Origin of the sequence: Marisediminicola sp. UYEF4 (assembly GCF_040546025.1) — a bacterium.
Classification (GTDB): domain Bacteria; phylum Actinomycetota; class Actinomycetes; order Actinomycetales; family Microbacteriaceae; genus Marisediminicola.
On record NZ_JBEPNA010000007.1, the window covers coordinates 60,012 to 78,079 of the forward strand.

Annotated in this window: 16 protein-coding genes; 7 read left to right on the plus strand and 9 right to left on the minus strand. The window is 69.8% G+C overall.

What is annotated here, in order from left to right:
• Positions 1 to 123 precede the first annotated feature (123 nt).
• Genes ABIB15_RS08635 through ABIB15_RS08650 form a run of 4 tightly spaced genes read left to right on the plus strand, consistent with a single transcriptional unit; the run spans position 124 to position 4,192 of the window.
• Positions 124 to 894 carry a sugar phosphate isomerase/epimerase family protein gene (locus tag ABIB15_RS08635; RefSeq protein WP_354476968.1) on the plus strand — a complete coding sequence of 257 codons (771 nt, stop codon included), beginning with the start codon at positions 124 to 126 and terminating at the stop codon, positions 892 to 894.
• Complete coding sequence (locus ABIB15_RS08640; RefSeq protein WP_354476971.1) at positions 891 to 2,015, plus strand: Gfo/Idh/MocA family protein; 1,125 nt, start codon at positions 891 to 893, stop codon at positions 2,013 to 2,015. The genes ABIB15_RS08635 and ABIB15_RS08640 overlap by 4 nt, the downstream gene beginning before the upstream one ends.
• Positions 2,016 to 2,056: 41 nt before the next feature.
• Positions 2,057 to 3,181 carry a Gfo/Idh/MocA family protein gene (locus ABIB15_RS08645; RefSeq protein WP_354477144.1) on the plus strand — a complete coding sequence of 375 codons (1,125 nt, stop codon included), beginning with the start codon at positions 2,057 to 2,059 and terminating at the stop codon, positions 3,179 to 3,181.
• A gap of 12 nt (positions 3,182 to 3,193) precedes the next feature.
• Positions 3,194 to 4,192 (plus strand): sugar phosphate isomerase/epimerase family protein, encoded by a 999-nt coding sequence (locus ABIB15_RS08650; RefSeq protein ID WP_354476975.1) that lies wholly within the window; start codon positions 3,194 to 3,196, stop codon positions 4,190 to 4,192.
• Positions 4,193 to 4,216: 24 nt separating this feature from the next.
• On the opposite strand, the gene ABIB15_RS08655 is transcribed toward ABIB15_RS08650, so the two are convergent.
• The 5 genes from ABIB15_RS08655 to dnaK all read right to left on the minus strand — a co-directional run bounded on the left by ABIB15_RS08655 (position 4,217) and on the right by dnaK (position 10,930).
• Positions 4,217 to 6,649 (minus strand): ATP-binding cassette domain-containing protein, encoded by a 2,433-nt coding sequence (locus ABIB15_RS08655; RefSeq protein WP_354476978.1) that lies wholly within the window; start codon positions 6,647 to 6,649, stop codon positions 4,217 to 4,219.
• A gap of 393 nt (positions 6,650 to 7,042) precedes the next feature.
• Positions 7,043 to 7,459, minus strand: coding sequence for a heat shock protein transcriptional repressor HspR (locus ABIB15_RS08660; RefSeq protein ID WP_354477146.1), 417 nt, complete (start codon positions 7,457 to 7,459; stop codon positions 7,043 to 7,045).
• Between the two features lie 8 nt (positions 7,460 to 7,467).
• The gene (locus ABIB15_RS08665) at positions 7,468 to 8,460 is read right to left on the minus strand and encodes a DnaJ C-terminal domain-containing protein (protein WP_354476981.1); all 993 of its coding nucleotides are present in this window, start codon (positions 8,458 to 8,460) and stop codon (positions 7,468 to 7,470) included.
• A gap of 7 nt (positions 8,461 to 8,467) precedes the next feature.
• Positions 8,468 to 9,076, minus strand: a complete 609-nt coding sequence (locus ABIB15_RS08670; protein ID WP_354476984.1) for a nucleotide exchange factor GrpE — start codon at positions 9,074 to 9,076, stop codon at positions 8,468 to 8,470.
• 3 nt (positions 9,077 to 9,079) lie between these two features.
• Positions 9,080 to 10,930, minus strand: a complete 1,851-nt coding sequence (gene dnaK / locus ABIB15_RS08675) for a molecular chaperone DnaK (RefSeq protein ID WP_354476987.1) — start codon at positions 10,928 to 10,930, stop codon at positions 9,080 to 9,082.
• A 211-nt stretch (positions 10,931 to 11,141) separates the two neighbouring features.
• Between dnaK and ABIB15_RS08680 the strand changes: the two genes are divergently transcribed.
• From ABIB15_RS08680 to ABIB15_RS08690, 3 genes are all read left to right on the plus strand, one after another.
• A complete protein-coding gene (locus ABIB15_RS08680) occupies positions 11,142 to 11,939 on the plus strand; it encodes an isocitrate lyase/PEP mutase family protein (protein WP_354476990.1) in 798 nt (265 codons plus the stop codon).
• 43 nt (positions 11,940 to 11,982) lie between these two features.
• Positions 11,983 to 12,171, plus strand: a complete 189-nt coding sequence (locus ABIB15_RS08685; RefSeq protein ID WP_354476993.1) for a hypothetical protein — start codon at positions 11,983 to 11,985, stop codon at positions 12,169 to 12,171.
• 93 nt (positions 12,172 to 12,264) lie between these two features.
• Positions 12,265 to 13,794 (plus strand): hypothetical protein, encoded by a 1,530-nt coding sequence (locus ABIB15_RS08690; protein WP_354476996.1) that lies wholly within the window; start codon positions 12,265 to 12,267, stop codon positions 13,792 to 13,794.
• Between the two features lie 7 nt (positions 13,795 to 13,801).
• Here ABIB15_RS08690 and ABIB15_RS08695 read toward each other — a convergent pair whose 3' ends face one another.
• Genes ABIB15_RS08695 through ABIB15_RS08710 form a run of 4 tightly spaced genes read right to left on the minus strand, consistent with a single transcriptional unit; the run spans position 13,802 to position 17,980 of the window.
• Complete coding sequence (locus ABIB15_RS08695; RefSeq protein ID WP_354476998.1) at positions 13,802 to 14,869, minus strand: ABC transporter ATP-binding protein; 1,068 nt, start codon at positions 14,867 to 14,869, stop codon at positions 13,802 to 13,804.
• The gene (locus ABIB15_RS08700; protein WP_354477001.1) at positions 14,866 to 15,819 is read right to left on the minus strand and encodes an ABC transporter permease; all 954 of its coding nucleotides are present in this window, start codon (positions 15,817 to 15,819) and stop codon (positions 14,866 to 14,868) included. Before ABIB15_RS08700 ends, ABIB15_RS08695 begins: the two co-directional genes overlap by 4 nt.
• A 7-nt stretch (positions 15,820 to 15,826) precedes the next feature.
• The gene (locus ABIB15_RS08705) at positions 15,827 to 16,705 is read right to left on the minus strand and encodes an ABC transporter permease (RefSeq protein WP_354477004.1); all 879 of its coding nucleotides are present in this window, start codon (positions 16,703 to 16,705) and stop codon (positions 15,827 to 15,829) included.
• 15 nt (positions 16,706 to 16,720) lie between these two features.
• The gene (locus tag ABIB15_RS08710) at positions 16,721 to 17,980 is read right to left on the minus strand and encodes an ABC transporter substrate-binding protein (protein ID WP_354477007.1); all 1,260 of its coding nucleotides are present in this window, start codon (positions 17,978 to 17,980) and stop codon (positions 16,721 to 16,723) included.
• Between the last annotated feature and the right edge of the window lie 88 nt (positions 17,981 to 18,068).

Sequence of the window (18,068 nt, forward strand, 5' to 3'; positions counted from 1 at the left end):
CGCGGCATGATGGCTGGATGCCGAATTGCAAGCGACTTTTGTTTGACAATCGACAGAAGTAGGAACAGGCTTGCACCTGCCCCGCGACGGCCGGGCACACCGATGTGCATCAAGGAGATCCCCGTGTCAGACCCCCAGGCCTATTCCGTGCAGCTCTACTCGGTGCGCGACGCACTCGAGGCCGACCTCGCCGGCACCATCGCGAAAATCGCGGCAATCGGATTCACCCGGGTCGAGCCATACAACTTCGTCGCCACGGCCGAGCTCGGTGCCGCGCTCCGCGCCAACAGCCTCACGGCGCCCTCGGGCCACGCCCCGCTGCTCACCGACGACCAGCACGAGATCTTCGCCGCGGCCCGCGACCTCGGCATCGGTACCGTCATCGACCCGCACCACCCGGCCGAGAACTGGACGAGCGTCGACGACATCGAAAAGACCGCGGCCGAGCTCAACGCCGCGGCGGCAGTCGGCGCCGAGTACGGAATCCGGGTCGGCTACCACAACCACCAGTTCGAGATCGAGAACCGCTTCGACGGCCGCACCGGCCTCGAGGTGCTCGCCGAGAACCTCGACCCCGCCGTCGTGCTCGAGGTCGACACCTACTGGGCGGCCGTCGGCGGCGAAGACCCGGTCGAGCTGCTCGCGCGCCTCGGCGACCGCGTGCGGTTCATTCACATCAAGGACGGCCCGGTGAACATGGACAAGGACGCCCAGCTGCCCGCCGGCCAGGGCAACATCGCCATCCGCGAGGTCATCGCCGCGGCATCCGCCCTCGAGGTCGGCGTCGTCGAGTTCGACGCGTACGCCGGAGACATCTTCGAGGGGCTCGCCGAGAGCCTCGCCTTCCTCACGGCCGAACCGTCCGACACAGGCACGAGCGCGGTCAGCGCATGAGCCGCACCGGACCCGTCGGCGTCGCCCTCATCGGCGCCGGCGTCATCAGCGCGCAGTACCTCGACAACCTCACGAGCTTTCCCGACGTCACGGTGCACGTCATCGCCGACCTCGTCGAACAGGCCGCGGCCAGCCGCGCCGCCGAGTACGGCATCCCGGTGCACGGCGGAATCGCCGCGGCCCTGGACCACCCCGACGTCGAGATCGTCATCAACCTCACCATTCCCTCCGCCCACGTCGAGGTGGCCCTCGCCGCCGTCCGCGCCGGCAAGCACGTGTGGAGCGAGAAGCCGTTCTCGCTCGACCGCGAGAGTGGACGGATGCTGCTCGCCGAAGCATCCGCCGCGGGCGTGCGCCTCGGCTGCGCGCCCGACACGTTCCTCGGCGCCGGCCTGCAGTCCGCCCGCCGGATGATCGAGCGCGGTGACATCGGCACCCCGCTCACCGGGATCACGATGTTCCAGGCGTCCGGGCCGGAGGCCTGGCACCCGAACCCCGCGTTCCTCTACCAGGACGGCGCCGGCCCGCTGTTCGACATGGGGCCGTACTACTTCACCGCCCTCGCCCAGACATTCGGCTCGGTCAGCCGCGTCGCCGGGATCGGCTCGAAGTCCCGGGCCACCCGCACGATCGCGACGGGCCCGAAGGCCGGCGAGGTCTTCGACGTCAACGTTCCGACCTCGGTCGGCGCGCTCGTGCAGTTCGCGAGCGGACAGTCGGCGCAGAGCACCTTCAGCTTCGAATCGCCGCTGACCCGGATGGGCTTCGTCGAGATCACCGGCACCGAGGCGACGCTCTCGCTGCCCGATCCGAACCACTTCGGCGGCGACCTGCGCATCCGTCGGGCCGGCGACACGGAGTGGACGACCGCCCCGGCCACCGGGTCGACGGCCGGCCGCGGCGTCGGAGTGCTCGAGATGGCCCGCGCCATCCGCGCGGACCGTCCGCACCGCGCGCAGGGCGAGCTCGCCTTCCACGTGCTCGACACCATGCTCGCCGTGGCCGAATCGATCGAGACAGGCGCCTTCGTCGACGTCGCGAGCCGCATCGACGCGGTTCCGGCCCTGCCCGAGGACTGGGATCCCACCGCATCCACGCTGTCCGTCGGGTCCACCGCGTGACCGGCGCGCCCCTCGGCGTCGCCGTCATCGGCTACGAGTTCATGGGCAAGGCGCACTCGCACGCCTGGCGCAACGTCGGCGCCATCTTCGACGCTCCCGCGATCGAGCGTCGCGTGCTGGTCGGCCGGAACGAGGAGCAGGTCGCCGCGGCGGCCGTCCGCCTCGGCTGGCAGGAGCACTCGACCGACTGGCGTGCGGTGATCGCACGTGACGACATCGACATCGTCGACATCTGCGCCCCCGGTGCTCTGCATGCCGAGATCGCGGTCGCGGCGCTGGCCGCCGGCAAGCACGTTCTCGTCGAGAAGCCACTGTCGAACACCCTCGACGAGGGCGAGGCGATGGTCGCCGCGGCGAGCGCCGCCGCCGCGCACGGCATCCGGTCGATGGTCGGGTTCAACTACCGCCGCGTGCCCGCACTCGCCCTCGCCCGCCAGCTCATCGCGGACGGCCGGCTCGGCGAGGTGCGCCAGGTGCGCGCGAGCTACCTGCAGGACTGGCTCGCGGATGCCGATGCCCCGATGTCCTGGCGCCTGCGCGCCGAGACGGCCGGCTCCGGCGCGCTCGGCGACATCGCCTCGCACGCGATCGACCAGATCCACTTCCTGCTCGGCGAGGGAGCCTCGGTGAGCGACGTCTCCGGCCGGCTGCACACCTTCGTCGATACCCGCCCCGGCCCGTCCGGCGACGAGCCGGTCACCGTCGACGACGCCGCCTGGGCCACACTCGGGCTGACCGGCGGGCCGGTCGGGGCCGGCGCGATCGCCTCCGTCGAGGCATCCCGCGTCGCGCTCGGCGCGAAAAACGCCCTGCGCATCGAGGTGTACGGCAGCCGCGGCAGCCTGACCTTCGACCTCGAGCGGCTCAACGAGCTGAATCTCTTCGACGGGGACGACAGCGCCAAGACGCGCGGCTTCCGGCGCATCCTCGTCACGGAGCCCGAGCATCCGTACGTCGGCTCCTGGTGGCCGGCCGGCCACGTGCTCGGCTGGGAGCACAGCCACACACACCAGATCCGCGACTTCCTCGTGGCAATCGCGGAGGGGACCGCCCCGTCGCCGTCGTTCGCCGACGGCCTCGCCGTGCAGCGGGTGCTCGCCGCCGTCGAACGCAGCGCCGCCGACCGCGGTGCGCGGATCGACCTCGCCGCGCCCACCACCATTTAGGAGAATCGTTCCATGCCTCGCAACTTCACGCTCTTCACCGGCCAGTGGGCCGACCTCCCGTTCGAGAAGGTGGCCGAACTGGCTGGCCAGTGGGGCTACGACGGACTCGAGATCGCAGTCTCGGGCGACCACCTCGACGCCTGGCGCTGGGACGACGACGCCTACATCCAAGGCAAGCTCGATATTCTCGAGCGCAACAACCTCAAGGTGTGGGCGATCTCGAACCACCTCACCGGACAGGCCGTCTGCGACGACCCCATCGACTTCCGGCACCAGGCGATCGTCGGCCCGCGGGTGTGGGGCGACGGCAAGTCCGAGGGAGTGCGCGAGCGCGCGGCCGAGGAGATGAAGCTCACCGCGAGGCTCGCCCAGCGGCTCGGTGTCGGCACGGTCGTCGGCTTCACCGGGTCGTCGATCTGGCAGTACGTGGCGATGTTCCCGCCCGTGCCGGCCGCGATGATCGAGGCCGGATACCAGGACTTCGCCGACCGGTGGAACCCGATCCTCGACGTCTTCGACGAGTGCGGCGTGCGGTTCGCGCACGAGGTGCACCCGTCGGAGATCGCCTACGACTACTGGTCCACCGCGCGCACGCTCGAGGCGATCGGGCACCGGCCGGCGTTCGGGCTCAACTGGGACCCGAGCCACTTCATGTGGCAGCAGATCGACCCGGTGGCGTTCATCTCCGACTTCGCCGACCGCATCTACCACGTCGACTGCAAGGACACGAAGATGCGGATGGGCGGCGGCCGCAACGGCATCCTGTCGTCGCACCTGCCCTGGGGCGACCCGCGACGCGGCTGGGACTTCGTCTCGGCCGGGCGCGGCGACGTGCCGTGGGAGGAGAGCTTCCGCGCCCTGACGGCGATCGGCTACAGCGGACCGATCTCGGTCGAGTGGGAGGATGCCGGGATGGACCGCCTGCGCGGCGCCCCGGAGGCCCTCGCCTTCGTGAAGTCGTTCGACTTCGAGCCGCCGACGTCGTCGTTCGACGCCGCCTTCAGCCAGTAGCCGTGTTCAGCACGTAAACCGCGTTCAGCCGATGGCCCGGGCGAGGTAGGGGGCGGTCACGCTGTCCGGATGCCGCAGCAGGTCGCCGGGGGTGGCCTCGGCGACGACCGTGCCGCCGCGGTCGCCGCCGGCCGGCCCGAGCTCGATGACCCAGTCCGAGGCAGCGACGACGTCCATGTTGTGCTCGACCGCGATGACGGTGTTGCCGGTCGCCGTGAGCGACTCGAACACCTCGACCAGGTAGCGCACGTTGGCGGGATGCAGCCCGCCGGTCGGCTCGTCGAGCACGAAGATCGTGCCGGCGCGGCTCGGCCGCTGCAGCTCGGTGGCGAGCTTGATGCGCTGCGCCTCGCCCCCGGAGAGCTCCGTGGCGGGCTGGCCGAGGGTCAGGTACTCGAGGCCGACGTCGGTGAGGGCGTCGAGGGCGCGGCGCACCGGCGGCACCGCGGCGAAGAACTCCCGCGCCTGCTCGACGGTCATGCCGAGCACCTCGGCGATGTTCACGCCGTCGTAGCGCACCTCGAGGGTCTCCGGGTTGTAGCGGGATCCCGCGCAGGTAGGGCAGGGCGAGTAATTGTCCGGCATGAAGACGAGCTCGATGCTGATGAACCCCTCGCCCTTGCAGGTCGGGCAGCGTCCACCGTCGACGTTGAACGAGAATCGGCTGGCCGTGAAGCCGCGCGCCTCGGCATCCGCGGTCCTCGCGAACAGCTGGCGCACGGTGTCGAACAGGCCCGTGTAGGTCGCGAGGTTCGAGCGCGGCGAACGTCCGATGGGCTTCTGGTCGATCGAGATGATGCGCTGCGGGGATGCCTCGACCTCGTTGTGCGCGTCGACCCGCTCGATGATGTCGGCCAGCAGCGACGACTTGCCCGATCCGGAGACCCCGGTGATCGTCGTCATGACGCCCATCGGGATGCTGACCGACACGTTCCGCAGGTTGTTGCGGGAGAGGTTCTCGAGCCGCCGCCACGACTCGGGCGTGCGCGCCTCGCGAGGCCTGGGCCCTGACGCGGGGAACATGAACCCCGCCGTGACAGAGTCCGTGACGTGCTCGAGGGCGTGCGGCGGCCCGCTGTGCACGACCCGGCCGCCCTCGGTGCCCGCGCGCGGGCCGACGTCGACGAGCCAGTCGGCGCGGCGGGCGATGTCGAGGTCGTGCTCGACCACGAAGAGGGAGTTGCCGGCGGAGATGAGCTGCCGCAGGGCCTCGTAGAGTGCCGCGGCGTCGGCCGGGTGCAGGCCCGCCGAGGGCTCGTCCATCACGTAGAGCACCCCGAAGAGCCCCGACCTCAGCTGGCTCGCGAGCCGGATGCGCTGCAGCTCCCCCGGCGACAGGTCGACGCTCGACCGGTCCATCGACAGGTAGCCGAGCCCGAGGCGCACGATCGCCTCGACCCGCACCCCGAGATCCCTGACGAGCGCGCGGGCGGCGGATGCGGCGGGCGCGCCGTGCTCGTCGGCGCCGTGCGCTTGCGCATCCAGTCCGGCATCGAGCACCTCGCACAGCCGGGAGAGCGGCATCGCGACGAGTTCGGCGATGTCGTATCCGCCGAAGCTGACCGCGAGGGCAGCCTGTCCGAGCCGCTTGCCGCGGCAGGTGGGGCAGGCCCCGACCACGATGTACGGCTCGAGGCGCTGCCGCTGCGACTCCGACTCGGTCTTGGCGTAGTTGCGCATGAGGTAGTTGCGGGCGGAGTACCAGGTGCCGTTATAGGGCCGGTCGTTGCCGCCCTCGCGCACATTGACGCGCACGGTCGGCTCCTCGTCACTGAAGAGCAGCCAGTCGCGGTCCTCCCGGGAAAACTGCTGGAACGGCAGGTCGATGTCGTAGCCGAGTTCGCTCGCGATGCGCCGAAAGTTGACGCCCTGCCAACCCCGGTTCGCCCACACGGCGATCGCGCCGTCGTTGATCGACAGCGTCGGGTCGGGCACGAGCAGCTCCTCCGTCGTGCTGCGGCCGACGCCGAGGCCGTGGCAGGTCGGGCAGGCGCCGGCGACCGTGTTCGGCGAGAAGGCGGCGGCCGGCAGGTGGGCGGCCCCGGCTGGGTAGCTCCCGGCCCGACTGAACAGCAGCCGCAGCACGTCGGAGAGGGAGCTGATCGTGCCGAGGGACGACCTCGAGCTCGTACCGCCCCGGGACTGTTTGAGCGCGACCGCCGGCGGCAGGCCGTCGAGCGAGTCGATTTCGGGCGCACCGACCTGGTCGATGAGTCGGCGGGCATACGGGGCGACCGACTCGAAGTACCGGCGCTGCGCCTCGGCGAACACCGTACCGAACGCGAGCGACGACTTGCCCGACCCCGAGACTCCGGTGAAGACCACGAGGCAGTCGCGTGGAATGTCGACGTCGACGCCGCGCAGGTTGTGCTCCCGGGCGCCGCGCACCCGCACCCAGCCGGAGGACCCCTGGGGCAACGGATGCTCGCGGGCGGGGGACGAGGTCGATTCGGGCATCCGTCCACCGTAGACCCGGTCGCCGGGGCATCCGCCCTGCGGCCGGTGGCTGTCATCATTCAGGAGTCAGGCGGCGCGGTGGCTGTCATCATTCAGGAGTCAGGCGGCGCGGTGGCTGTCATCATTCAGGAGTGACCGGTGCCGGCAGCATCCATCATTCAGGAGTCCCGGCGCGCAGGCCGCGGCCATCTGGGACCAGAGTGGCGGACGAGGCCGCCGTTGCGGTTTCGGCCCCCGGCGAGCTGGCTGGTGGGCCAGACCTCCTGAATGATGACATCTCCTGACCGCCCACACTCCTGAATCCTGAAGCCAGCTCGCCGCCCAGACTCCTGAATGATGACAGCCAGCCGGCTGGCCAACTCCTGAATAATGAAAGCAGAAACGGCCGGGGCGTCAGTCGAACAGCACGGGCCGCCAGACGACGAGCTCGTTGCTGCGCTGCGCTCGGGTTCCGGCGGGAAGTGAGATCACGTAGCCGGACTCCTTGGCGGCGAACACGCGCCGCCCCGGCCGGTTGAGCATCTCGTCGGCGAGCGCCGACTCGAGCTCGCGCACCCGCGCCGCAAGCTGCGCCACCTGGTCCTCGAGGGTCAGAATGCGCCGGATGCCCTCGAGGTTGAGACCCTCCGCCGTGAGCCGGCCGACCTCCCGCAGCTGCTCGACGTCGCGCATCGAGTAGCGGCGGGACTTGCCGGCCGTGCGGTCCGGGCTCACGAGCCCGAGCCGGTCGTACTGGCGGAGGGTCTGAGGATGCATGCCCGCGAGCTCGGCCGCCATTGCGATGGCAAAGATCGGGGTATTCACATCCATCACGGGCCTCAGATCTTCGCGCGGTCCAGCAGGTCGAGACGCGGGTTCTCCTGCGGGAGCGCGGCGGCGAACTCGGCGAGCGCCTTCTCCGCCGCAGCGTTCAGGTGCGACGGCACTGCGACCTGCACTGTCGCGAGCAGGTCGCCCGTTCCCTTGGCGGTCTCGACGCCGCGACCCTTGATCCGCAGCACGCGGCCACTCGGGGTGCCGGGGGCGACGCGCAGTCGCACCGGCTCCCCGCCGAGCGTCGGCACCTCGATCGTCGCGCCGAGGGTCGCCTCGATGAACGTCACCGGAACGTCGACCCGCAGGTTCATCCCGTCCCGTTCGAACACCGGATGCTTGCGCACCGACACTGTGAGCACGAGGTCGCCGGGCTGTCCGCCATCCGGACTCGGTTCGCCCTTGCCTCGCACGCGGATCTTCTGCCCGTCCGAAACGCCCGCGGGCACCTTGACGTTCAGCGGCCGGCCGTCGGACGGCTGCAGGCGAATCGTGTCGCCCTTGATCGCCGTGGCGAAGTCGAGAGCGGTGGACGCCGTGTAGTCGCGCCCCTTTGTCGGCGCACCAGTTCCGCGGAAACCGCCGGTCGACTGGCCGAAGCCACCGCCGCCGAACAGCCCGCCGAACAGGTCGTCGTAGCCGGCGGCGCCAGCACCAGCGTTGGTGTAGGTGGGTCGCTGGCCTCCCCCGAACATCCCGCCGAAGACGTCGTCAAATCCGCCGCCCTGGCCGCCACCTCCCGCCGTGAAGCGGGGGCGCCCGGGTCCCATCGCCCGCATCTGGTCGTACTCGGCCCGCTGTTCCGAATCGCCGAGCACCGCGTTGGCCTCGCTGATCTCCTTGAACTTCGCCTCGGCGGCGGCATCGCCCGGATTCGCATCCGGGTGATACCGCCGCGCGAGCTTGCGGTACGCCTTCTTCAGCTCGGCAGCCGAGACATCCTTCGCGACGCCGAGAATGGCGTAGAAGTCCTTATCGAACCAGTCCTGGCTAGCCATACGATTCCTATTCGGCAGGAACGTGAACGGCGACCTTGGCGGCGCGGATGAGGCGGTCGCCGAGGGCGTAGCCCGGTTCGATGACGTCGGCCACGGTGTTCACCGTGACGTCGGGAGACGGCAGCTGCACGAGGGCCTCGTGGAAGTTGGGGTCGAAGGGCTCGCCCTTCTCGCCCACCTGACGCAGCCCGTACTTCTCGAACCCGCCGCGCAATTTCTGCGCGACGAGGGCGAGCGGGGTGCCCTCCACGAGGTCGCCGTGGCTCTCGGCGCGAACCAGATCGTCCATCGCGGGAAGCAGCGAGCGGAGAACCTCCGCGATCACCGCCTCACGGTTGGCCGCCCGGTCGCGCTCGACGCGCATCCGGAAGTTCACGAGCTCGGCCTGGGCCCGCTTCATGTCGTTCCGCATGTCGGCGATGAGGTCGCGTTCGGCCTCGGCCAGAAGGTCGACGTCTTCCTCGCTCAGCGAGGTCTCGACATCGGCATCCTCCGCCTGGATGAGGTCGTCCACTCCCTCGACCACGGCGGTATCGCCGTCTTCCGACTGCTGCTCCGGAGCCGTCTCGGGCTCGATCGGCTCGCCATCGTGGGGGTTCTGCTTCTCGTCTGACATCTGCTACTTCTTTTCTGGCTCGTCGTCCACGACCTCGGCGTCGACGATGTCCTCGTCGCTGCCGTTGTCGGCGGACTCGTCGGCCGGGGCCTCCGGAGCTGCCTGGCTCTGTGCGTAGAGCGCCTGGCCGATCTTCTGCTGCGACTCGCTGAGCTTGTCGAACGCGGTCTTGATGGCCGCATCGTCCTCGCCGGCGAGCGCGCTCTTGAGCGCGTCGACATCCGCCTGCACGTCGGTCTTGACGTCGTCCGGCAGCTTCTCGTCGTTCTCCTTGATCAGCTTGTCGGTGGAGTAGGCGAGCTGCTCGGCCGTGTTGCGGGTCTCGGCCGCCTCACGGCGCTCCTTGTCCTCGGAGGCGTGCTCCTCGGCCTCGCGCACCATGCGCTCGATGTCTTCCTTCGGCAGCGACGAGCCACCGGTGATCGTCATCGACTGCTCCTTGCCGGTGCCCTTGTCCTTGGCGGACACGTGCACGATGCCGTTGGCGTCGATGTCGAAGGTGACCTCGACCTGCGGGATGCCGCGCGGGGCCGGGGCGATGCCCTGAAGCTCGAACGTTCCGAGGTTCTTGTTGTCGCGGGTGAACTCGCGCTCGCCCTGGAAGACCTGGATCGCGACGGACGGCTGGTTGTCGTCGGCCGTCGTGAAGGTCTCGCTGCGCTTGGTCGGGATGGCCGTGTTGCGCTCGATGAGCTTGGTCATGATGCCGCCCTTGGTCTCGATGCCGAGGCTCAGGGGGGTCACGTCGATGAGCAGAACGTCCTTGCGCTCGCCCTTCAGCACGCCGGCCTGGAGGGCGGCGCCGACGGCGACGACCTCATCCGGGTTGACGCCCTTGTTGGCTTCCTTGCCGCCGAGCAGGCTCTTCACCATTTCGGCGACGGCGGGCATGCGGGTCGATCCGCCAACGAGCACGACGTGGGCGATGTCGCCCACCGAGACTCCGGCTTCCTTGATGACGTCCTGGAACGGCTTCTTGGTGCGGTCGAGGAGATCCTTGGTGAGATCCTCGAACTTGGCGCGGGTCAGGGTCTCGTCGAGGTTGGCCGGACCGTTCTCGGTGAGCGAGAGGTAGGGAAGCTGGATCGTCGTCGACATCTGCGACGACAGCTCCTTCTTCGCCTGCTCCGAGGCCTCCTTGAGGCGCTGGATCGCGATCTTGTCCTTGGACACGTCGACGCCGGTGGTCTCCTTGAACTTCTGGATCAGGTAGGCCACGACGCGGCCGTCCCAGTCGTCGCCGCCGAGGCGGTTGTCGCCTGCGGTCGAGCGCACTTGGATGGTGGAGAACTCGTCGTCCTTGCCCACCTCGAGCAGGCTCACGTCGAAGGTTCCGCCACCGAGGTCGAAGACGAGGATGAGCTCGTCTTCCTTGCCGCGGTCGAGGCCGTAGGCCAGCGCGGCGGCGGTGGGCTCGTTGATGATGCGGAGCACGTTGAGTCCGGCGATCTCGCCGGCATCCTTCGTCGCCTGGCGCTCGGCGTCGTTGAAGTACGCCGGAACGGTCACGACGGCGTCGGTGACGGGCTCGCCGAGGTACTGCTCGGCGTCGCGCTTGAGCTTGCCGAGGATGCGCGCCGAGATCTCCTGCGCCGTGTACTTCTTGTTGTCGATGCTCGTGGTCCAGTCGGTGCCCATGTGGCGCTTCACGCTGGAGATGGTGCGGTCGACGTTGGTGACGTTCTGGCGCTTCGCGGTCTCACCGACGAGCACCTCGCCATCCTTCGTGAACGCAACGACGGACGGGGTCGTGCGGAAGCCTTCGGCGTTCGCGATGACGGTCGGTTCTCCACCTTCGAGAACGGCCACAACCGAGTTGGTGGTTCCGAGGTCAATTCCTACTGCTCGAGCCATGTGCTCAGTGCTCCTTCGTGGTCGGTCGCGAGGTACGCGGGGTAGTTGAGCCTCGCTGTGTCAAGTTTGCAGGGACCTCTGACGCCTGTCAAGTCGGAAGCGAAAAACTTGAGTCGACGCGGCTCAACTCACAGGTTCGCGGAGCCGACCCTTTCCTGTGAACCTCCTCCATCGGGTAACTATCCGGGCTCACCCTCGGTTAGGTGGAAGCATGACTCACGAAACCAATGTCCAGAAGGCCGAACTCCTCCGCTCGCTCCACGTGCCGGGCACCCCGCTCATCGTCACCAACGTCTGGGACTCGATCACGGCCCGCATCGTCGCCGCCTCCCCCGGCGTGAAGGCCCTCGCGACGGCCAGCCACTCGGTGTCCGAGGCGCACGGCGTGCCCGACGGCGAAGGTCTCAGCGTCGACCAGGCGATCGCCGCAGCAGCGCTCATCATCCGCTCCGTCGAGCTTCCCGTGAGCGTCGACTTCGAAAAGGGCTATTCGCCGGATGCCGCGGGCGTCGAGGCCAACGTCGCCCGGCTCATCGAGGCCGGGGCATCCGGGATCAACATCGAAGACAGCCGCGGCAAGCCGAAGGCACCGCTGTTCGATCTCGATACCGCCGTCTCGCGGGTCGCGGCCGTGCGCGCCGCGGCCGACAAGTCGGGCGTTCCGCTCGTCATCAATGCGCGCGTCGACGCGCTCGCCGGCACTCCCGACGACTGGAACGACGCGATCGTGCGCGCGAACGCCTACCTCGCGGCGGGCGCCGACGTCGCCTTCGTGCTCGGGCTCGGCACCGAAGACAAGGTCAAGCGCGCCCTCGACGAGATCGACGGCATGATCTCGGTCATCTCCAACCCGGCCTCCGTGCCGCTGAAGCGCCTGGCCGAGCTCGGGGTCTCCCGCGTCAGCTTCGGGCCGGGCACGATGGGCCTCTCCCTCGCCCACCTGCAGCAGGCCGCGACCCAGCTCACCGCGCTGGGCGACTACCCGGCGGAGCTCGCCTTCACGTTCTAGGTTGGGCCAGGATGCTCCGGGCCGCGCGGCGTAGGCTGCGGGCATGTTCTCCCCCGGATTGCTCGGTGCCGCTGCCTCCACCGCAGCGGCACTCGGAGCGTCACCGACGCGCGACGAGCGCAGCGCGGGCGTCGGCGGCGGACTGCTGGCGGTCTGGATCATCCTCGACCTCATCGTGCTCGCCGTCTGCGTGTACGTCGTTCGGCGGCGGAAGCCCTCCGACCGCGGTTGACGGGTCTGACGGGGGCGGATGCTGCCCGTCCCCGCATCCAATCCGATTCCCAGCCCGGTTCCGAATAGGCTTCACAGAGGCCGTGTGTCGAGCATGGCCAGATCCCGCGTGGACCTCGCCGACGAGGCCAGCACGACGAAAGCGATCACGATGTCCGCAGCCCAGTCCCTTCGTGCTTTTGAGCTTGCGACCCGGCCGATCCACCCCCACACGCGCATCGCTCTCGATAAGCGCTGGGCCGACCTGCCCGAGCACGTCAAGACCGACAACCAGCTGCTCGGCCGTTGCGCCGTCGGCTGCGAGGGCACCCACGGGGTGTTCCCCAAGTGCGATCTGACCTGCTCGCCCTGCTACCACTCCGCCGACGCCAACAAGGTGCGCATCGACGGCGAGCACACCCTCTCCGAGGTGCACGAGCAGATGGAGTTCCTGCACCAGGTGCGCGGCCCGCGCGCCCACGCACAGCTCATCGGCGGCGAGGTGAGCCTGCTGCCGGCGAAGGACCACGCCGAGGCGCTGCTGACCATGCGCAAGTTCGGCCGTGAGCCGATGTCGATGACCCACGGCGACTTCTCCTACGACTACCTGCTCGACGTGGTGCTCGACGAGAACGGGCAGCCGCGCTTCAAGAAGGTCTCGTTCGCCGCTCACTTCGACTCGCTGATGCGCGGCCGCCGCGGTGCCGTGCGCCCCCGCAACGAGGCCGAGCTGAACCCGTTCCGCGAGACCTTCGCGAAGATGTTCGTCGACCTCAAGAAGCAGCACGGGGTCAGCTCCTACCTCGCGCACAACATGACCGTGACGCCCTCCAATGTCGGCGAGGTCGCGAGCGTCACCCGCGACGTGCTCGACATGCCCTACGACATGATGTCGTTCCAGCCCGCCGCCTTCATCGGCGACGACCGCCGCTGGAAGGAGGACTTCACCGAGGTCACCATCGACGCGGTCTGGGACCAGATCGAAGAGGGTGCCGGGCACAGGATTCCGTGGAAGGCGACCCAGTTCGGCGATCCCCGTTGCAACCGGTCGACCGTCGGGATGCGCGTCGACGGCCGGTTCGCCGTTCTGCTGGATGCTGACGACCCGCGCGACATCGCCGCGCGCGACCGGTTCCTCGACCACTTCGGCGGCATGATCTTCGGCGACATCCCGAAGCACATCCTCACGATCAAGATCATCCGCGCGATCGCCGGCCACCCCGGCGACATCCCGCCGCTCATCGGGCTCGCACGCCGGGTTGTCAAGCGCGCCGGAGGCGTCGGCAACATGATCCGCGCGGCTCGAAAGGGCAAGCTCGGCTTCAAGACCTTCGTTGTGCACAACTTCATGGATGCGGCCGAGGTCGCCCCCGCCTGGGCGCTCATGGAGCAGGGCATCACGAGTGACGACCCGAAGATCAAGGAGACGCAGGAGCGCCTCGGCTCGTGCATGTACGCCATGAGTCACCCCGAGGACGGCCGCACCGTTCCCGCCTGCACCCAGCATTCGGTGCTCGACCCGATCGAGAACATCGGGCTGCGCAAGCTCCTGCCGCTCATCGGCCGCAGCGCCGCCGACCCGGCGATCGTGTCGCGTCCGGATGGCCTGACGGCCGTGCGCTCGACCGGCAAGGCGAGCCAGTAGCGTACGGCTACGCCCGCACGGCCGAGACCGCCGCTGGCGGGAGCGACACCGCCACCCGCGACCCGGCCTCGACGCCGTGCCCGGGCGGCAGCTCCGCGTTCAGCTCGACTGAGTCGGCACCCGCGGCGCCGAACCGGATCGTGAGCAGCCGGCGCGGGCCGAGATTCCGGATGCCGGTGACGACACCCACAACCCCGTCGGAAGCCGCATCCCCGCCGAGCGCACGCACGCCGACCGCCTCCTGCCGCACGACGAGAGTCGCGGCACCCTCAGAATCATCGCGCCCCGCATCCAACGGAATACTCCCCAGCGCCGACACGTGAAGGCCGCCCACGACCATCCCGGGAACCTCGTTGAGCCCGCCCATGAGCCGCGCGACTCGCACTGACACGGGGCGGTTGTAGACGCCATCGACCGTGTCGTGCTGCAGCAGCTCGCCCTCGTGCAGCACGGCGATGCGGTCGGCGACCGCCGACGCCTCATCGCGGTCGTGGGTGACGAGCACAATCGTCGGCGACAGTGCGGAACGGATGTCGTCGATGAGTGCGTGCATGTCGGAGCGCAGCTCGGGGTCCAGAGCACTGAACGGCTCGTCGAGCAGGAGCACGCGTGGCCGCGCCGCGAGCGCCCTGGCGATCGCGACGCGCTGCTCCTGCCCGCCGGAGAGTTCCCGCACCGACCGGCGCCCGTAGCCGCCGAGCTGCACCATGTCGAGGTAACGCTCGGCGTTGCGCCTGGCCGCCGCGCGCGGCACCCCGGAGACCCGATCGGCGAAGGCGACGTTGTCGAGCACGCTCAGGTGGGGGAACAGCAGCGGCCGCTGGAACACCATTCCCATCCCGCGCCGCTCGGGGGCGAGGCCAGCAACAGCGACCCCGTCCACGAGCACCTGGCCCGAGGTCACCGGGTCGAGGCCGGCCATGACGCGCAGGATCGTGCTCTTTCCGGAGCCGCTCGGTCCGAGGATCGCGGTGCACGAGCCCGCGGCGACATCGAGGGTCACGGCGTCGAGCGCGGGCGCGTGCTCATCCGAGAAGCGCTTCGACACGGCGTCGAGGAGCAGGTGGGAGGTCATCGGGTGGCTCCAGGCTCGTACAGTCGGGACCGTGCGGAACGCGGGTCGATGGAATCGGGGCGGCCCCGGCGGGACCCGGCGCCTCGGCGGCCGGCGAAGCCGAGTAGCAGGAGCAACGCGAGCGGGGGCAGGATCGCGGTGAGCGAGAGGATCGCGACGGCCGAGTCGTTGCCGATGCCGGCGGCGCTCGAGGCGATCACCAGCGGGAGGCTCACGACGGCGCCGCCGCCGATGATGACCGTGACGATGTAGTCGCTCCAGCCGACGAGGAACGCAAGGAACGCCGCCCGGGCGAGGGCGGGGGCGACGAGCGGGATGTGCACCCGCCAGAGCACGGTCCACGGCGAGGCGCCGAGGGTGCGTGCCTCCTCCTCGAACCGGATGTCGTGGGCCGCGTAGGCGACGCGCATCGCGAAGGTCGTATAGGGCAGCGCGATGACGACGAGCACTAGTACGAGGCCGACGAGCGGTGGCACATAGGCGCGCAACAGCACCACGTTCAGCCCCATGACGGCGGCGAAGGGCGGCAGGGCGATCGGCGCGAGCAGCACGAGACCGACGGCGCGCGGCCAGCGCACCGTGCCCATCGTGAGCGCCCGCGCTGCCGCGGCTCCGAGCGGCGTCGCGATCGCGGCGACGACGAGGCCGAGCGCGAACGAGCGCCAGAAGGCGGGCACGGCACCCTGAGCGATCGCCGACTCGATGCCGTCGGTTCCCCACACGGTCGGCAGCACCGCGGGGAACGACCATCGGTCCGCGAAAGCCCACAACGCGAGCGGGACGAGCGGCACGAGGAACCAGAGCGCCAGCAGTGTCGCACTGAGCACCCGGCCGACGCGGCCGGCGCCGCGTGAGTCGGTCAGCCGGGAGCCGGGGTCTCCGGGAAGGCGCAGCCGGCCGGCAGCCGGCCACTGGGGTTCGGCGGTGAGGGCACGGGCCTGGATGCTCATCGCGCGCTCACCGCCACAGCGCCGTGCGGCGGAGGGCGAGGAAGGCGATCGCGACGACGGCGAGCGAGATCGCGGTCGTGACGACCGCGACTGCGGCAGCCTCGGGGCGGGCGGTGAGGGTGATCGAGTCGAAGAGCCGCAGCGCCATGACCGGCAGCGGTTCGGGGTAGCTGCGCCCGAGCAGCCAGGCGACCTCGTAGGAGCCGAGGGTGTACACGAACACGATCGTCGACGAGATGACGAGGGCGGGCAGGCAGAGCGGGATCATCACGAACCGCAGCCGCTTGAGGCGTCCGGCGCCGAGCAGTGCCGCCGTCTCGTCGAAGCTCGCGACGCGGGTGGCGAGGGTGCCGGCGACAACGAGCGCGACGAAGGCGGACTCCTTCCAAGCGTACTCGGCGACAACGGCAACCCACCACGGTCCGCCGACGAACCGGGGCCAGGCATCCGCGTCGATGCCGAGCAACCGGGGCAGCAGGCCGGAGTCGGCGAGGAGCAGCCCGATCGCCGCGGCGCCGACGAGGTGCGGCACCGTGACGGTCGCGGCGCTGATGGTGGCGACGATCCGCCCGCCCCAACGGCCCGAGACGATCGCGAGGGCCGCGGCGAAGCCGACCACCGCCGCGATCGCGGTGGAGGCCGTGGCGATGCCGAGCGACACCCCGATCGACACCGGCAGCGCTCCGGACTGCGCCGTGTAGGCGTCGAGGCTGAGCCGCACCGGGCCGATCAGCGGCAGCAGCCCGAGGCTCTGCGCGACAGCCGCGCCGATCCCGCCGCCGAGCACAAACAGGGCGGGGACGACGGCGGGCAGCACGAGCAGTGTGCCGCGCAGCCCCGGCCGCCCGCCGGCAGCCGTACGGCCGGGAAGCGGCGCGAGACTCATGCGTGGACCGGTCGCCTAGCGGGCGCCGAGTACTCTCGTGCGCCAGCCCTCGTCGAGAGGCGGCACCCACGCGGCGGACAGCTCGGGGTTCGCGTTCTTCGACAGGATCTCGTAACTCGGCACGACGGGCGACTCGGGCAGCGCGTCGAACAGCGCCTGCTCATCGGATGCGAGGGCGTCGTAGTCGAGTACCGTGAACTGGCCCCACGCCTCAGGGTCGGCCTTCGCGACCTGCTGCTCGACGGAGAGCGCGGTGTTCGCGACGACCATCGCGCCGGCCCGTGACTCGGCGTTGGACGGCAGACCGAGGAAGCTGGCGTTGCCGACGGTCCCCTCGTCGAGAGTGAGAATTTTCGTGCCGGCGGGGTAGACGCCGCTCGCGACGAGGTCGGTCAGGGTGGCCGGGCCGTAGGTCATCGTCATGTCGACCTGCCCGTCGGCGTAGAGCTGGTTGAGCTCGTCGGAGCTCGCCGGGTAGGTGTCGCCGCCGCGCCACAGCGAGGGGGCAAGGTCGACGAGCTCCTCGTAGAGCGCCGGGGACAGCTCGTCGAACGATTCCTGGTCGTACGCGAGCGGCACGTTCTCGTAGCCGCCAGAGACGCTGTAGAGCACCTCCCGGGTGAACACCGACCCGGTGAAGTCCGGCGGGGCGGGGTAGGTGAAGCGTCCCGGATGCGCGCGCGCCCAGTCGAGCACGCCCGCAACGCTCGTCGGCGGGTCGGCGATGACGTCGGAGTTGTAGGCGATCGTGAACTGCGCCTTGTGCCAGGGCACCTCGCATCCGTCGACGGGGGTTCCGAAGTCGTCGCTCAACAGCGGGTCGTCGGACGCGGTCTTGTCCATGTTCGGCAGCAGGCTCGTCCAGTCGCACAGCCACGCCCCGGCCTCCTTGCCGGTGGAGAAGTTCGCGCCGTTGACCCAGATCAGGTCGACCGTGCCGTCGTCGGTGCGGCCGGCCTGCAGTTCGGAGAGCACCCGGTTGAGGGCATCGGCGGTGTCGGTGACGGGAACCCGCTCGAGCGTGACGCCCTGGTCTGCGACGGCGGGGGCGAGCACGTCGTCGATGTAGGCGTTGCCCTGCTCGTCGCCGCCGTACATCCACAGCTGCACGGTCTGGCCCTGGGCGGCGCCCACGACCTCGTCCCAGCTGGCGAAATCATTCGTGGCGGCCACGGAGTCGGGCGCGGAGCATCCGGTGAGGGCGAGGAGGCCCGCAGCGGCGATGATCGCCGCCCCGCGCTTCAGCGGGGGTCGACGAAAGGAAGGGTGAGTCACGGCGTTGGGCTCCTTGGAGGTGATAGTCGGTCGTTACGGGTGCTCATGCGTGGTGCTAGACCGAACAGATCACTCGGATACAGTAAGC

Excerpts from the sequence above, each read along its gene's own strand:
- ABIB15_RS08640 (WP_354476971.1), top strand. The coding sequence starts at position 891 with ATGAGCCGCACCGGACCCGTCGGCGTCGCCCTCATCGGCGCCGGCGTC.
- ABIB15_RS08645 (WP_354477144.1), top strand. The coding sequence starts at position 2,057 with ATGGGCAAGGCGCACTCGCACGCCTGGCGCAACGTCGGCGCCATCTTC.
- ABIB15_RS08650 (WP_354476975.1), top strand. The coding sequence starts at position 3,194 with ATGCCTCGCAACTTCACGCTCTTCACCGGCCAGTGGGCCGACCTCCCG.
- ABIB15_RS08655 (WP_354476978.1), bottom strand. The coding sequence starts at position 6,649 with ATGCCCGAATCGACCTCGTCCCCCGCCCGCGAGCATCCGTTGCCCCAG.
- ABIB15_RS08660 (WP_354477146.1), bottom strand. The coding sequence starts at position 7,459 with ATGGATGTGAATACCCCGATCTTTGCCATCGCAATGGCGGCCGAGCTC.
- ABIB15_RS08665 (WP_354476981.1), bottom strand. The coding sequence starts at position 8,460 with ATGGCTAGCCAGGACTGGTTCGATAAGGACTTCTACGCCATTCTCGGC.
- ABIB15_RS08670 (WP_354476984.1), bottom strand. The coding sequence starts at position 9,076 with ATGTCAGACGAGAAGCAGAACCCCCACGATGGCGAGCCGATCGAGCCC.
- dnaK (WP_354476987.1), bottom strand. The coding sequence starts at position 10,930 with ATGGCTCGAGCAGTAGGAATTGACCTCGGAACCACCAACTCGGTTGTG.
- ABIB15_RS08680 (WP_354476990.1), top strand. The coding sequence starts at position 11,142 with ATGACTCACGAAACCAATGTCCAGAAGGCCGAACTCCTCCGCTCGCTC.
- ABIB15_RS08685 (WP_354476993.1), top strand. The coding sequence starts at position 11,983 with ATGTTCTCCCCCGGATTGCTCGGTGCCGCTGCCTCCACCGCAGCGGCA.
- ABIB15_RS08690 (WP_354476996.1), top strand. The coding sequence starts at position 12,265 with ATGGCCAGATCCCGCGTGGACCTCGCCGACGAGGCCAGCACGACGAAA.
- ABIB15_RS08695 (WP_354476998.1), bottom strand. The coding sequence starts at position 14,869 with ATGACCTCCCACCTGCTCCTCGACGCCGTGTCGAAGCGCTTCTCGGAT.
- ABIB15_RS08700 (WP_354477001.1), bottom strand. The coding sequence starts at position 15,819 with ATGAGCATCCAGGCCCGTGCCCTCACCGCCGAACCCCAGTGGCCGGCT.
- ABIB15_RS08705 (WP_354477004.1), bottom strand. The coding sequence starts at position 16,705 with ATGAGTCTCGCGCCGCTTCCCGGCCGTACGGCTGCCGGCGGGCGGCCG.